Raw genomic sequence first — 13,994 nt, forward strand, 5'->3', positions numbered from 1 at the left:
ACGAACGCGCCCCCCTGTGCTCCCCCGGTTCACTCCGAGCGCCTGCCCGGGCGGGTGAACAGGAGGGGTCCGCTGGATACACCCTAGGGGTGGGGGAACCGAGGGGGGACCGTGGAGCGGCGGCAGTGGAGGTCCCCGTGTTCGCCGCTCCACGGGCAGGGACGCTGCGCCGTACCACGGGCAGGCGGCCCGGCCGCCGTGGCCGTCAGCCGAAGACGGCGAGGCTCTTGGCCTTGCCCCGGTGCTCCTCCACCAGCGCGAGGAAGCGGCCCTCGGGGTCGAAGACGGCGACGGGACCGGCGCCCGAGTAGACATCGGGCATCTCCAGCCGCACACCGTTGGTGAGCAGCCGGGCCCGCCGGGCGTCGACGTCCCAGCGGGGGAACGCCGCGGCGGCGGCCTCGGCGATCGGCATGACGGTCAGCTCCTTCTGGAGCTGGTCCAGCGTGCCTGCCGAGTCCAGCTTGTACGGCCCGACGCGGGTGCGGCGCAGCGCGGTGAGATGACCGCCGACGCCGAGGTCGGCGCCCAGGTCGCGGGCGAGGGCGCGGATGTAGGTGCCGGAGGAGCAGACCACGGACACCACCAGGTCCAGTACCGGGGTGCCGTCCTCGGCGGTGGCCTCCCGCACGTCGTACACCGCGAAGGAGGAGACGGTGACCGGGCGGGCCGGGATGTCGAAGTCCTCGCCCTCGCGGGCCCGCTTGTAGGAGCGCACACCGTTGATCTTGATCGCGCTGACCTTGGAGGGCACCTGCATGATGTCGCCCGTCAGCTCGGCGACCGCGGCGTCGATGGCCTCCCGGGTGACCTTCGAGGCGTCGGCCGACACGGTGATCTCGCCCTCGGCGTCGTCGGTGAGGGTGGTCTGGCCGAGCCGGACCGTGCCCAGGTACTCCTTCTCGGTGAGCGCCAGGTGGCCCAGGAGCTTGGTGGCCCGCTGCACGCCGAGGACCAGGACGCCGGTCGCCATCGGGTCGAGGGTGCCGGCGTGCCCGACGCGCCGGGTTCTGGCGATGCCGCGCATCTTGGCGACCACGTCGTGCGAAGTGAAGCCCGACGGCTTGTCGACGATGACAAGGCCGTCGGGCGTGGCGTGCTGGTCGGTCATTCGGCGGCGTCGTCCGTCTCGTCGGCGGGCTTCTTGTAGGGGTCGGCGCCGCCGGCGTAGGAGGCGCCCGCGGACGCCTCGCGCACCTTGGCGTCGGACTCGCGCGCCTTGTCGAGGAGGTTCTCGATGGAGCGGGCGGTGTCCGGCAGGGCGTCCATGACGAAGGTCAGCGTCGGAGTGAACTTCACCCCGGCCGCCCGGCCCACCTCGGAGCGCAGCACGCCCTTGGCGCTCTCCAGGCCCGCCGCGGCGGCCTGGCGCTCCTCGTCGTCCCCGTACACCGTGTAGAAGACGGTCGCCTCCCGCAGATCACCCGTGACCCGGGTGTCCGTGATGGTGACGTGCGAGCCGAGCCGCGGGTCCTTGATCCCGCGCTGCAGCTTCTGGGCCACCACCTCTCGGATGAGGTCCGCCAGCCTCTTCGCCCGCGCGTTGTCGGCCACTGGTCCGTCTCCCGTTCTTTCCTGATCTTGGTTCGCTGGCTGTGGTCGTCAGTCGTCGTCGCCGTGGAACCGCCGTCTGACCGAGAGCAGTTCCACCTCGGGGCGGCCGGCGACGAGCCGTTCGCACCGGTCGAGTACGTCGGTCAGGTGCCCCGCGTCGGCGGAGACCACGGCGAGACCGATGCCGGCCCGCCGGTGGAGGTCCAGATGGTCCACCTCGGCCGCGCTCACGGAGTACTTCCGCTGCAGTTCCGCGACGATCGGTCGGACGACGGAGCGCTTCTGCTTCAGCGAGCGTACGTCGCCGAGCAGAAGGTCGAAGGACAGCGTCCCCACGTACATGTGTGTATCCGGATGACCCGCCGGTACGGGATCGATGGCCCCGCCCTGGAACGGGCGGGGACATCAGGAACGGTACCGCGATCCCGCCGGGGGCTCGACGGGGTTTCCGCCCCGCCGCTCCCGGCACACGGCGCGGTGGCCGGCGGACCCGGAGGTCACGCCGGCCACCACGTACCGCGCGGCGATCAGACGCGCGGCTTCTCGCGCATCTCGTACGTCGCGATGACGTCGTCGACCTTGATGTCGTTGAAGTTTCCGAGGTTGATACCGCCCTCGAAGCCTTCGCGGATCTCGGTGACGTCGTCCTTGAAGCGGCGCAGGCCCTCGATGGTGAGGTTCTCCGCGACGACCTTGCCGTCGCGCAGCAGGCGGGCCTTGGTGTTCCGCCTGACCTCGCCGGAGCGGATGAGAACACCCGCGATGTTGCCCAGCTTGGACGACTTGAAGACCTCGCGGATCTCCGCCGTACCGAGCTCGACCTCCTCGAACTCCGGCTTGAGCATGCCCTTGAGGGCCGCCTCGATCTCCTCGATCGCCTGGTAGATGACCGAGTAGTAGCGGACGTCCACGCCCTCGCGCTCGGCCATCTGCTGCGCGCGGCCGGCCGCGCGCACGTTGAAGCCGATCACGATGGCGTCCGAGCCCATCGCCAGGTCGATGTCGGACTCCGTGACCGCACCGACGCCGCGGTGCAGGACGCGGATGTCGACCTCTTCGCCGACGTCCAGCTGGAGCAGGGAGGACTCCAGGGCCTCGACGGATCCGGAAGCGTCGCCCTTGATGATCAGGTTCAGCTGCTGGACCTCGCCGGCCTTGAGCACCTTGTCCAGGTCCTCCAGGGACACCCGGCGCGTGCGCTTGGCGAACGCGGCGTTCCGCTCGCGGGCGGCGCGCTTCTCCGCGATCTGGCGGGCCGTACGGTCCTCCTCGACCACGATGAAGTTGTCACCCGCGCCCGGCACGTTGGTCAGACCCAGGACCTGGACCGGCATGGCCGGGCCGGCCTCGGCGACGTTGTTGCCGTTGTCGTCGAGCATCGCGCGGACGCGGCCGTAGGCGTCGCCGACCACCATGGTGTCGCCGACCCGCAGCGTGCCGCGCTGGACCAGCACCGTGGCCACGGCACCGCGGCCGCGGTCGAGCCGGGACTCGATCGAGATGCCCTGCGCGTCCTGCTTCGGGTTGGCCCGCAGGTCGAGCGAGGCGTCCGCGGTGAGGACGACGGCCTCCAGGAGGCTGTCGATGTGCAGACCCTGCTTGGCGGAGATGTCGACGAACATCGTCTCGCCGCCGTACTCCTCGGCCACCAGGCCGTACTCGGTCAGCTGACCGCGCACCTTGGTCGGGTCGGCGCCCTCGACGTCGATCTTGTTGACCGCGACGACGATCGGGACGTCGGCGGCCTTGGCGTGGTTGAGCGCCTCGACCGTCTGCGGCATGACGCCGTCGTTGGCGGCGACGACCAGGATCGCGATGTCGGTCGACTTCGCACCGCGGGCACGCATGGCGGTGAACGCCTCGTGACCCGGGGTGTCGATGAAGGTGATCTTGCGATCCTCTTCGTTCACCTCGGTCGTGACCTGGTAGGCACCGATGTGCTGGGTGATGCCGCCGGCCTCGCCCGCGATGACGTTGGTCTTGCGGATGGCGTCGAGCAGGCGGGTCTTGCCGTGGTCGACGTGACCCATGACGGTCACCACCGGCGGACGGACGACCAGGTCCTCCTCGGAGCCGACGTCCTCGCCGAACTCCAGGTCGAAGGACTCGAGAAGCTCGCGGTCCTCCTCCTCGGGGCTGACGATCTGAACCGTGTAGTTCATCTCGCCGGCGAGGATCTCCAGCGTCTCGTCGGAGACGGACTGGGTCGCGGTGACCATCTCGCCGAGGTTCATCATGACCGCGACGAGGGACGCCGGGTTGGCGTTGATCTTCTCCGCGAAGTCGGTGAGCGACGCACCGCGCGACAGGCGGATGGTCTCGCCGTTGCCGCGAGGCAGCATCACGCCGCCGACCGACGGGGCCTGCATGGCCTCGTACTCCTGGCGCCGCTGCCGCTTCGACTTGCGGCCGCGACGGGCCGGACCGCCGGGACGGCCGAAGGCGCCCTGCGTGCCACCGCGACCGCCCGGACCACCGGGACGACCACCGAAGCCGGGACGACCGCCGCCGCCACCACCGGGACGGCCGGCGAAACCGCCGCCGCCACCGCCGGGACGGCCACCGCCGCCGCCACCCGGACGACCGGCGAAACCGCCACCCGGACGGCCACCGCCGCCGGGACGGCCGGCTCCGCCCGGGCCACGGCCGCCGCCGCCACCGGGGCCGGGACGCGGGCCCGCGGCGGGACGCTGCGGCATCATGCCGGGGTTCGGACGCGGGCCGCCGGGACCGCCGCCCGGACGGGCACCGCCGCCCTGCGGACGCGGCATCGAGCCCGGGGTCGGACGCTGTCCGCCCGGAGCCTGCGGACGCGGACCGCCGCCCTGGCCGGGGGCCTGCGGACGCGGGCCGCCGGAACCACCGGGACCGCCCGGACGCGGACCGCCCTGCGGACGGGGCGCCTGCGGGCGCGCCATACCGGCGTTGCCACCGGAGGTGAACGGGTTGTTACCCGGACGGGGACCGGACGGACGGGCACCCGGACGCGGCGACTGGCCGCCGGGACGTGCACCCTGACCACCGGAACGCCCCTGACCGCCGCCCTGCTGACCCTGGCCGGGCGCGGACGGACGGGCCCCGGGCTTCGGGGCACCGGGGCGCGCGCCGGGCTTCGGCCCGGCCGGGGACGCCGGAGCCGCGGAGGCGGCCGGAGCGGTGAACTCCGGAGCCGACGGAGCCGGACGCGGCGCGGGCTTGGGACCCGGCGTCGGACGCGGGCCGGGGGCCGGCGCGGGGGCCGACGGGGAGGACGGAGCCGACGGCTGCTGGGCCGCGGGCTTGGGTGCGCCCGGCTTCGGGGCAGCCGGACGGTCCCCCGCCGGCTTGGCGGCGCGGGAGGTGCCGGCCTGCGCCTGGGGCGCGGCAGGCTTGGGGGCGGCCTTCCGGGGGGCGGGCTTGGCGGCGGACCTGCCGTTGCCACCGCCCTGCTGGAAGGCGTCGGTCAGCTTGCGTACTACGGGCGCTTCGATCGTCGAAGACGCCGAACGGACGAATTCACCGAGCTCCTGGAGCTTGGCCATGACGACCTTGCTCTCCACGCCGAACTCCTTGGCGAGTTCGTAGACCCGGACCTTAGCCACTTCGCTCCTTTGAGGTCCGGGTTGCGGCCGGACCGTCGCTAGTTCATGGGCGTACTCATCGCGTACTCATCGAGTGCTCATCGCAATCTCGACCTGCTTTCGACTCGCGAGGTACCAGGCCGCACGGGGTTCCGTGCGGCACGTCTTCCTTACCATGTTGCGCATCGCAACCTTGTGCCTGCTCGACGTGGTGACGCAACGCCTTTACGTCGAGCGCGCCCGGGACGCGCAGCGCCCGCGGGAACGCCCGGCGGCGGACCGCCTGGTCGAGACAGACCGTGGTGGGGTGTACATATGCACCCCGACCGGGCAGCGTACCGCGAGGATCGGGGACGCAGTCGCCCTCGATCGCCACGATGCGCAGCAGTTCGTCCTTGACCGCTCGCTCCCGGCACCCCACACAGGTGCGCTCAGGGCATGCGCGGGCACGCGTCCGGCCAGACACCCTTCAGTCTACCTCCCCGGACCGACCTCACCCCTTTGGGGCAAGGATCGAACACTTGCCGCGCTCATCCTGTCGTGATCTCAACGGCTCGCGGCTTGGATGCATTCCCCGGCGGCCGTCCGCCGGCTACGCGGACGGCTGCTCGGACGGCTGATCGGACGGCTGCTCGGTGTCGGGGCGGATGTCGATCCGCCAGCCGGTCAGTCGGGCCGCGAGCCGGGCGTTCTGCCCTTCCTTGCCGATCGCCAGGGACAGCTGGTAGTCCGGCACGGTCACCCGCGCGGACCGGGCCGCCATGTCCACGACCTCCACGTTGGAGACGCGAGCCGGGGACAGCGCGTTCGCCACCATCTCGGCCGGGTCGTCCGACCAGTCGACGATGTCGATCTTCTCGCCGTTCAGCTCGCCCATCACATTGCGGACCCGGCCGCCCATGGGGCCGATGCAGGCGCCCTTGGCATTCAGCCCGGACCGGACGGACCGGACGGCGATCTTGGTGCGGTGACCGGCCTCACGAGCGATCGCGGCGATCTCCACCGACCCGTCGGCGATCTCCGGCACCTCCAGGGCGAAGAGCTTCTTCACCAGATTGGGGTGCGTACGGGACAGGGTGACCGACGGTCCGCGGACGCCCTTGGCGACCCGGACCACGTAGCTGCGCAGCCGCATGCCGTGCGGATAGGTCTCCCCGGGGACCTGCTCCTGCACCGGCAGGATGGCCTCCAGCTTGCCGATGTCGACCAGCACGTTCTTCGGGTCGCGGCCCTGCTGCACCACACCGGTGACGATGTCGCCCTCACGGCCCGCGTACTCGCCGAGCGTCGCGTCGTCCTCGGCGTCGCGCAGCCGCTGCAGGATGACCTGCTTGGCGGTGGTGGCGGCGATCCGGCCGAATCCCGACGGCGTGTCGTCGAACTCGCGGGCCTCCTGGCCCTCTTCGAGGTCCTCGGGGTCCTCCTTCGCCCACACGGTCACGTGGCCGGTGTCCCGGTTGAGCTCCACGCGCGCGTGCCGACGGCTTCCCTCGGTGCGGTGGTAGGCGATGAGGAGGGCCGACTCGATCGCCTCGACCAGCAGGTCGAAGGAGATCTCCTTCTCCCGAACCAAGCCCCGCAGGGCACTCATGTCGATGTCCACGGCTACGCCTCCTCCGCTTCCTTGCTGTCCTTGCGGTCCTTGTTGCTCTTCTTGGGGTTGAACTCGACCTGGACCCGGGCCTTGGCGATGCCGGCGAAGGCGAGCCGGCGCGCGGTGGGCCTGCGGCCCTTGGCCCCGGGCACCTCGACGTCGACGCCGTCGTCGTCGACCTGCTCGATCCTGGCCACCAGCTCGCCGCCGTCGGTCAGCTGGAAGGCGACCAGGCGGCCGGTGGCGCGCACGTAGTGCCGGTGCTGGGTGAGCGGTCGCTCCGCGCCCGGGGTGCCGACCTCGAGGGTGTACTCCCCCTCGCCCATCGCGTCGCTCTCGTCGAGCCTCGCCGAGAGCGCACGGCTCACATCGGCGATCCGGTCCAGGTCGGCACCGGTGTCGGAATCGACGACGACGCGCAGCACACGCTTGCGTCCGACCGAGTCCACCGCGATCTCCTCGAGGTCCAGGCCCTGGGAACTGACGAGGGGTTCCAGGAGCTCTCGCAGCCTCTCGCTCTGGGTGGTGCTCATCCGGGTGACTCCTCGGCCGCGTGTGCTGTTGTGGGATGGTCGCGTGTCTGGTCAAAGGGTATCCGGTCGCGGAGGGTGTTGCCGTCCACCCGGCCGCTGCGGTGCCGATGAGTGGTGCCGGATCGCCGCCCGGGTACCGTGATCGCGGGCGTCGTGCCCGCTTGCCTCCGCCCTTCCGTTCGAGCCACCCGAGGACGTCTGCCGTGCCGTTCCCCTCATCGCCGCGCCTGCCCCCGGGGCCGCGCAGAAGGACGCTGCTCGCCTCGGCCGCCGTGGCTGCCTCGGCCGCCGCGCTGGCCGGCTGCTCCGGCGGCTCCGGGGCCGATGCCACCGGCGGCAGTCCGCCTGCTGCCGAGCGGGCACGCGCGCGTGCCGCTCGCGACAGCGAAGGTCTGGTGGCCCGCTACGACGCGGTGATCGCCGCGCATCCGGGGCTGGCCGAGCGGCTGCGCCCGCTGCGGGAGGAGGCGGTCCGGCACGCGGAGGCGTTCGGGGCGGTACGGGCGGCCGCGGCCGGCGCCCCGGCGGCGGCCGCGGTGCCCGGCGAGGAGCGGGCCGCGCTCGCGGAACTGGCCGCCGGCGAACGCGCGCTGGCCGACCGCCGGGCCAAGGCGCTGCTGGAGGTGCCGGGCGAGCTGGCGCGGCTGCTGGCGTCGGTGGCGGCGGCCGGTGCCGCGCACGCGTATCTGCTGACGGAGGGTGACGGGTGAGCGAGGCGAGAGACCGGGTGCTGGACGCCCTCCAGGCGGCGCTGGCGGCCGAGCATGCGGCGGTGTACGGCTACGGAGTGGTCGGGGGCCGGATCGGCGAGGAGCGGCGCGAGGAGGCGCGGGCGGGGTACGACGCCCATCGTGCGCGGCGGGATGCGCTGGCGCGCGCCGTGCGTGACCTGGACGGCGAGCCGGTCGCGGCGGCGGCCGGGTACGCGCTGCCGTTCCCGGTGCCGGACCCGGATGCGGCGGTGCGGTTCGCGGCACGGCTGGAGGACCGGGTGGCCGGGGTCTACTCCGACCTGGTGCGGGCGGCCGAGGGGGAGCGCCGGGAGCACGCGGCGGCGGCGCTGCGGGAGGCGGCGGTCCGCGCGGTGCGCTGGCGGGGCGGCAGCGTAGCCTTCCCTGGGCTCGCCGAGCGGTCGGCCGCGCCGTCGCCGCCGGCGACCCCGGCGGCGTAGGAGCACGCCACACGCACCACACGTACGGGGATCCCGTACGGGAAGGGAACGACTCGCGCATGGCTTTCGAACCGCCGCGGCGTCTGGTCAGGGCGCTCGGTGAGACGGCACCGGACGGTGCCGACTGGCTGGAGAAGCTGCCGGAGACGGCGCAGCAGGCCGTGGCGCTACGCGAGTTGACGGTCGAGCGGGTGCAGGTGCCCGGTGGGCGCAGCAGCCTGGTGGTGCTGGTGCGCACGCCGGACGGCACCCCCGCGGTGCTGAAGCTGGCCCCGCCCCGGGCCCGTCCGGAGAGCGAGCGGGCGGCGCTGGCGCACTGGGGCGGCCTGGGCGCCGTACAGCTGCTCGGCGCGAGCGGGGCCACCGAGGGGGTGCTGCTGCTGGAGCGGCTGCATCCGGATGTGTCGGTGCGCTCGCTGCCGGAGTCCCGGGCGCTGCTGGAGGCGGCGGGCACGCTGCGCCGGCTGTGGGTGGAGCCGCCGGCCGGTCATCCCTTCGAGACCGTCGAGGTGCGGACCGGGCGCCAGGCGGCGGCGATGCGCGCCCGGTCGGAGACCGATCCGGAGGTGGCGCCGTTGGTGGACGCGGCGCTCGCTGTCCGTGAGGAGCTGTTGGCGGCGCCGCCGGAGCGGCTGCTGCTGCACGGCACGTTCCGGCAGAGCAAGGTGCTCGCCGCCGAGCGGATGCCGTGGCTGGCGGTGGGGCCCGACCCGGTGGTCGGCGAGAGCGCCTTCGACCTGGCCCGGCTGGTGCGGGACCGGGTGGAGGACCTGATCGCGCAGCCGTCCGGTGCCGCGACGACGCGGCGGCGGGTGAAGCGGCTGGCGGAGTCGCTGGAGGTGGACCAGGAGCGGCTGCGCGGCTGGACGCTGTTCCGGGCCGTGGAGTCGGGGGTGCGGGCCCGCCGGGTGGGGCGGGAGCAGGACGCGGAGCTGCTGCTGGAGTTCGCGAGCTGGTTGTGAAGGAATGCCCGGGGCACCCGCGGTCGGCCGCGGGCGCCCCTGGTGCATTCGGCCTGCGCCGCCACGTCGGCTGGCCGGCCTCGGCGGCCTAGCCGCGGACCTGCGCGTCAGGCCGTCAGGCGGGCGATCGCCTCGTCGACGGGGAGCTCCTCGCGCTCGCCGGTGCGGCGGTCCTTGAGCTCGACGACGCCCTCGCCGGAGCGCCGCCCGGCCACCAGGATCGTGGGCACACCGACCAGCTCCGCGTCGGTGAACTTCACGCCCGGGGAGACCCCGGCCCGGTCGTCGACCAGGACGCGGACACCGGCGGCGGCCAGCCTGCCGGAGACGTCGAGGGCCAGCTCGGTCTGCAGCGCCTTGCCCGCGGCGACCACGTGGACATCGGCCGGGGCGACCTCGGCGGGCCACACCAGGCCCTTGTCGTCGGCGTGCTGCTCGGCGAGGGCGGCGACGGCCCGGGAGACGCCGACACCGTAGGAGCCCATCGTGACGCGGACCGGCTTGCCGTTCTGGCCGAGGACGTCCAGCTTGAGGGCGTCGGTGTACTTGCGGCCCAGCTGGAAGATGTGGCCGATCTCGATGGCGCGGTCCAGCCTGAGGCCGGTGCCGCAGTTCGGGCAGGGGTCGCCCTCCTGGACGACGACCACGTCGACGTACGCGTCGACCTCGAAGTCGCGGCCGGCGACGACGTTCTTCGCGTGGGTGTGCGCCTTGTTGGCGCCGGTGATCCAGGCGGTGCCGGGGGCCACCCGCGGGTCGGCGAGGTACTTCACCTTGTCGCCCAGGCCCTGCGGGCCGACGTAGCCGCGGACCAGGTCGGGACGGGCGGCGAAGTCGGCCTCGGTGACCATCTCGACGACCGCGGGGGCGAAGTGGGCCTCGACCTTGTCGATGTCGACCTCGCGGTCGCCGGGGACGCCGACGGCGACGATCTCGCCGTCGACCTTGACCAGGAGGTTCTTCAGGGTGGCGGAGGCCGGGACGCCGAGGGAGGCGGCGAGGGTCTCGATGGTGGGGGTGTCCGGGGTCGGGATGTCCTCGGCGGCGGGCAGACCGGCGGGGTCGGCCGGCTTCAGCTGGTAGGTGATCGCCTCGGTGTTGGCGGCGAAGTCGCAGTTCGGGCAGTCGGCGAAGGTGTCCTCGCCGGCCTCGGCCGGGGCGAGGAACTCCTCGGACTTGGAGCCGCCCATGGCGCCGGCGGTGGCGGCGCAGATGCGGTAGTCGAGGCCGAGGCGCTCGAAGATCCGCTGGTAGGCCTGCCGGTGCAGGGCGTAGGACTCGGCGAGGCCCTCGTCGGCGGTGTCGAAGGAGTAGGAGTCCTTCATCAGGAACTCGCGGCCGCGCAGGATGCCGGCCCGGGGGCGGGCCTCGTCGCGGTACTTGGACTGGATCTGGTAGAGGATGACCGGCAGGTCCTTGTAGGAGGACGCCTGGTCCTTCACCAGGAGCGTGAAGATCTCCTCGTGGGTGGGGCCGAGCAGGTAGTCGCCGCCCTTGCGGTCCTGCAGCCGGAACAGCTCGGGGCCGTACTCGTCCCAGCGGCCGGTGGCGTCGTAGGGCTCCTTGGGCAGCAGCGCGGGGAGCATCACTTCCTGGGCGCCGATGGCGTCCATCTCCTCGCGGACGATCCGCTCGACGTTGGTCAGCACCTTCTTGCCGAGCGGCAGCCAGGACCAGATGCCGGCGGCGGTGCGCCGGACGTATCCGGCGCGGACGAGCAGCTTGTGGCTGAGGACCTCGGCGTCCGCCGGGTCGTCGCGCAGCGTCTTCGCCATCAACTGGGACATGCGCTGGACCGGTGCGTTCGCCATGGTTCTCGTATCTCCTGCTGCGTAAGGGTGATGGCAGACGAGGTTAGCCGGGCGGTCGGTGGTGGCGGAAATCGGTTACGTCCGCTGTCGCCTGCGCAGCGGCAGCGGCGCGCCCATCACCGCGTACGGCTTGGGAGCACTGGGGAAGAGGACCTGCCGGGCGAGGTCCCGGTAGCCGAGGGAGCGGTACAGGGCGCGGGCCGGGCTGTCGGTGTCGATGGCGGAGAGGATCGAGCGGGGCTCGGCGGCGCCGTCGGTGACGGTGGTGATCAGCGCGCGGCCGATGCCGAGGTTCTGGTGGCCGGGGTGGACGTGGAGCTCGGTGATGACGAAGGAGCCGTCGAGCCAGTCGTCGTTGCCGTGGGCGCGGAGGTAGGGCTCGACGACGGTGGACCACCAGTGGGTGCGGTCGTTGGGCATGCCGTACACGAACCCGACGAGGCGTCCGTCGGAGGTGGTGGCACCGAGCGCCCGGGCGCCCGGGAAGGTCATGTGGCGCAGGACGATCTGGCGGCGTACGGCGATCTCGTCGGCGCCGAGTCCGAAGGCCGCCGCCTGGATGGACAGGGCCTCGTCGACGTGGGCCGACAGCTCGAGGGGGCCGATGACGAGGTCCATGCCGGGAGCCTACCCCGCGCCCCTGGGGCGGGTTCAGAACAGGATGCTCATGAAAGCGCCGACCTCCTGGAAGCCCACCCTCTGGTAGGCCCGCCGGGCCGCGGTGTTGAAGTCGTTGACATACAGGCTGACCACCGGGGCCACGTCGGCGAGCGCGTAGCGCAGCACCGCGGCCATGCCCGGCGCCGCCAGGCCCTGGCCGCGGTGTTCGGGGGCGATCCAGACGCCCTGGATCTGGCAGGCGCGGTCGGTCGCGGCGCCGATCTCGGCCTTGAAGAGGACGCGGCCGTCGCTGTCGAAGCGGGCGAAGGAGCGCCCGGAGCCGACGAGTTCGGCGACCCGGGCCTGGTAGAGCAGACCGCCGTCGCCGGCCAGCGGCGAGACGCCGACCTCCTCGGTGAACATGGCGATACAGGCCGGCATGATCATCTCCAACTCGTCCTTGCGGACCCGCCGGACGTAGGGGTCCGGGGCGATGTCGGCGGGCATGCGGTCGGTGACCATCAGCGGCTGGTGGGCACGGACCTCGCGGGCCGGACCCCAGTGTGGTTCGAGGAGCCGCCACAGCTGGGCGGTGGGCTCGGCGGGGCCGACGACGGAGGAGCAGCGGCGGCCGGCCCGGCGGGCCCGGTCGGCGAAGGCGCGGACGGCGCGCGGGGTGGCACAGATGGGCACGAGGTTGGCCCCGGCGTAGCACAGGGACGTCAGCATGCCGTCCTCGTACCAGCCCCACATCTCGCCGCCGAGCCGCCACGGGTCGAGGCCTGCGAGCTGGACCCGGGCGGCCACGAAGGCGTTGGCGACCGGCTCGCGGTCGAGTACGGCGAGCGCGGCGTCCAGGTCGCTCGGTTCGAGGACCCGGGAGGTGGTCTGCGTCAACACGTGCGGGGCCTCACCCAAAGGTCTGCTGGTCTCCGCACTGTACCTGTCGAGAATAAGCCGCGCCGCCCCTGGGACGGCGCGGGTGGCGGGCGGTGGATCAGCCGGCGACGGAGACGGAGGGCTCGCCGGAGGCGACGCCGTCCTGCTCCATCTGCTCGGCGAGCTTCATCGCCTCGTCGATCAGCGTCTCCACGATCTTGGACTCGGGAACGGTCTTGATGACCTCGCCCTTGACGAAGATCTGCCCCTTGCCGTTGCCGGAGGCGACACCCAGGTCGGCCTCGCGGGCCTCGCCGGGGCCGTTGACCACACAGCCCATGACGGCGACCCGGAGCGGGACCTCCATGCCGGTCAGACCGGCCGTGACCTCCTCGGCCAGCTTGTAGACGTCGACCTGGGCCCGGCCGCAGGACGGGCAGGAGACGATCTCCAGACCGCGCTCGCGCAGACCCAGCGACTCCAGGATCTGGATGCCGACCTTGACCTCCTCGGCGGGCGGGGCGGACAGCGAGACGCGGATGGTGTCGCCGATGCCCCGGGAGAGCAGCGCGCCGAAGGCGACGGCGGACTTGATGGTGCCCTGGAAGGCCGGGCCGGCCTCGGTCACGCCCAGGTGGAGCGGGTACTCGCACTGCTCGGCGAGCTGCCGGTAGGCCTCGATCATGACGACCGGGTCGTTGTGCTTGACCGAGATCTTGATGTCCCGGAAGCCGTGCTCCTCGAAGAGGGAGGCCTCCCACAGCGCGGACTCGGCCAGCGCCTCCGGGGTGGCCTTGCCGTACTTCTGCAGCAGCCGCCGGTCCAGCGAGCCGGCGTTGACGCCGATCCGGATCGGGGTGCCGTGGTCGCGGGCCGCCTTGGCGATCTCCTTGACCTTGTCGTCGAACTGCTTGATGTTGCCGGGGTTGACACGCACGGCCGCGCAGCCCGCCTCGATCGCGGCGAAGACGTACTTCGGCTGGAAGTGGATGTCGGCGATCACCGGGATCTGCGACTTGCGGGCGATGGTGGCCAGCGCGTCCGCGTCGTCCTGCGTCGGGCAGGCGACCCGCACGATCTGGCAGCCGGAGGCGGTGAGCTCCGCGATCTGCTGCAGCGTGGCGCCGATGTCCGACGTACGCGTCGTCGTCATCGACTGCACGGACACGGGGGCGTCTCCGCCGACCGCGACGGATCCGACCTGGATCTGCCGGGTCTTCCGGCGCTCGGCGAGCGTGATCGGAACGGACGGCATGCCGAGTGAAATCGCAGTCATCTGCTGTGCAACCCCAAGTCGTGGTTCAAGGCCCGGTCCCGTCAGCAGCGGGCT

Annotated in this window: 13 protein-coding genes and 1 pseudogene; 3 read left to right on the top strand and 11 right to left on the bottom strand. The window is 72.5% G+C overall.

Translation table 11 applies throughout. The features are described from left to right. Window positions 1–205 precede the first annotated feature (205 nt). From truB to rimP, 7 genes and pseudogenes are all read right to left on the bottom strand, one after another. Complete coding sequence (gene truB, locus V5O46_RS27490) at window positions 206–1,111, bottom strand: tRNA pseudouridine(55) synthase TruB (protein ID WP_332887405.1); 906 nt, start codon at window positions 1,109–1,111, stop codon at window positions 206–208. Continuing rightward, the gene (gene rbfA, locus V5O46_RS27495; protein WP_332887406.1) at window positions 1,108–1,554 is read right to left on the bottom strand and encodes a 30S ribosome-binding factor RbfA; all 447 of its coding nucleotides are present in this window, start codon (window positions 1,552–1,554) and stop codon (window positions 1,108–1,110) included. The genes truB and rbfA overlap by 4 nt, the downstream gene beginning before the upstream one ends. Window positions 1,555–1,602: 48 nt before the next feature. Next, window positions 1,603–1,896, bottom strand: a complete 294-nt coding sequence (locus V5O46_RS27500; protein WP_332887407.1) for a DUF503 domain-containing protein — start codon at window positions 1,894–1,896, stop codon at window positions 1,603–1,605. A gap of 185 nt (window positions 1,897–2,081) precedes the next feature. Further along, window positions 2,082–5,135, bottom strand: a complete 3,054-nt coding sequence (infB, locus tag V5O46_RS27505) for a translation initiation factor IF-2 (protein WP_332887408.1) — start codon at window positions 5,133–5,135, stop codon at window positions 2,082–2,084. 175 nt (window positions 5,136–5,310) lie between these two features. After that, window positions 5,311–5,580, bottom strand: a pseudogene (locus V5O46_RS27510) (YlxR family protein); the annotation flags it as partial. 126 nt (window positions 5,581–5,706) lie between these two features. After that, window positions 5,707–6,717, bottom strand: a complete 1,011-nt coding sequence (gene nusA, locus V5O46_RS27515; RefSeq protein ID WP_332887409.1) for a transcription termination factor NusA — start codon at window positions 6,715–6,717, stop codon at window positions 5,707–5,709. Between the two features lie 2 nt (window positions 6,718–6,719). Then, the gene (gene rimP, locus V5O46_RS27520; protein WP_332887410.1) at window positions 6,720–7,241 is read right to left on the bottom strand and encodes a ribosome maturation factor RimP; all 522 of its coding nucleotides are present in this window, start codon (window positions 7,239–7,241) and stop codon (window positions 6,720–6,722) included. A gap of 203 nt (window positions 7,242–7,444) precedes the next feature. Between rimP and V5O46_RS27525 the strand changes: the two genes are divergently transcribed. Genes V5O46_RS27525 through V5O46_RS27535 form a run of 3 tightly spaced genes read left to right on the top strand, consistent with a single transcriptional unit; the run spans window position 7,445 to window position 9,374 of the window. Then, window positions 7,445–7,951: a hypothetical protein gene (locus tag V5O46_RS27525; protein ID WP_332887411.1), complete on the top strand. Its 507-nt coding sequence runs from the start codon at window positions 7,445–7,447 to the stop codon at window positions 7,949–7,951. Continuing rightward, a complete protein-coding gene (locus V5O46_RS27530) occupies window positions 7,948–8,412 on the top strand; it encodes a ferritin-like domain-containing protein (RefSeq protein ID WP_332887412.1) in 465 nt (154 codons plus the stop codon). Before V5O46_RS27525 ends, V5O46_RS27530 begins: the two co-directional genes overlap by 4 nt. Window positions 8,413–8,471: 59 nt before the next feature. Continuing rightward, on the top strand, window positions 8,472–9,374 hold the full coding sequence (locus V5O46_RS27535; protein ID WP_332887413.1) for an aminoglycoside phosphotransferase family protein: 903 nt from the start codon (window positions 8,472–8,474) through the stop codon (window positions 9,372–9,374). A 107-nt stretch (window positions 9,375–9,481) separates the two neighbouring features. Here V5O46_RS27535 and V5O46_RS27540 read toward each other — a convergent pair whose 3' ends face one another. The 4 genes from V5O46_RS27540 to ispG form a co-directional block, all read right to left on the bottom strand. After that, window positions 9,482–11,185 (bottom strand): proline--tRNA ligase, encoded by a 1,704-nt coding sequence (locus V5O46_RS27540; RefSeq protein ID WP_332887414.1) that lies wholly within the window; start codon window positions 11,183–11,185, stop codon window positions 9,482–9,484. A gap of 75 nt (window positions 11,186–11,260) precedes the next feature. Beyond that, window positions 11,261–11,803: a GNAT family N-acetyltransferase gene (locus V5O46_RS27545; RefSeq protein ID WP_332887415.1), complete on the bottom strand. Its 543-nt coding sequence runs from the start codon at window positions 11,801–11,803 to the stop codon at window positions 11,261–11,263. A gap of 33 nt (window positions 11,804–11,836) precedes the next feature. Beyond that, entirely contained in the window at window positions 11,837–12,685 is an 849-nt protein-coding gene (locus V5O46_RS27550; RefSeq protein WP_332887416.1) for a GNAT family N-acetyltransferase, read from the bottom strand. 97 nt (window positions 12,686–12,782) lie between these two features. Next, window positions 12,783–13,940: a flavodoxin-dependent (E)-4-hydroxy-3-methylbut-2-enyl-diphosphate synthase gene (ispG, locus tag V5O46_RS27555; RefSeq protein WP_332887417.1), complete on the bottom strand. Its 1,158-nt coding sequence runs from the start codon at window positions 13,938–13,940 to the stop codon at window positions 12,783–12,785. Between the last annotated feature and the right edge of the window lie 54 nt (window positions 13,941–13,994).

The sequence above is a fragment of the Streptomyces poriticola genome, from assembly GCF_036689765.1.
GTDB classification, from domain to species: domain Bacteria; phylum Actinomycetota; class Actinomycetes; order Streptomycetales; family Streptomycetaceae; genus Streptomyces; species Streptomyces poriticola.

What these genes read in the sequence shown, in the direction of transcription:
- truB (WP_332887405.1), bottom strand. Translation starts at nt 1,111, where the DNA reads ATGACCGACCAGCACGCCACGCCCGACGGCCTTGTCATCGTCGACAAG.
- V5O46_RS27500 (WP_332887407.1), bottom strand. Translation starts at nt 1,896, where the DNA reads ATGTACGTGGGGACGCTGTCCTTCGACCTTCTGCTCGGCGACGTACGC.
- rimP (WP_332887410.1), bottom strand. Translation starts at nt 7,241, where the DNA reads ATGAGCACCACCCAGAGCGAGAGGCTGCGAGAGCTCCTGGAACCCCTC.
- V5O46_RS27535 (WP_332887413.1), top strand. Translation starts at nt 8,472, where the DNA reads ATGGCTTTCGAACCGCCGCGGCGTCTGGTCAGGGCGCTCGGTGAGACG.
- V5O46_RS27540 (WP_332887414.1), bottom strand. Translation starts at nt 11,185, where the DNA reads ATGGCGAACGCACCGGTCCAGCGCATGTCCCAGTTGATGGCGAAGACG.
- V5O46_RS27545 (WP_332887415.1), bottom strand. Translation starts at nt 11,803, where the DNA reads ATGGACCTCGTCATCGGCCCCCTCGAGCTGTCGGCCCACGTCGACGAG.
- ispG (WP_332887417.1), bottom strand. Translation starts at nt 13,940, where the DNA reads ATGACTGCGATTTCACTCGGCATGCCGTCCGTTCCGATCACGCTCGCC.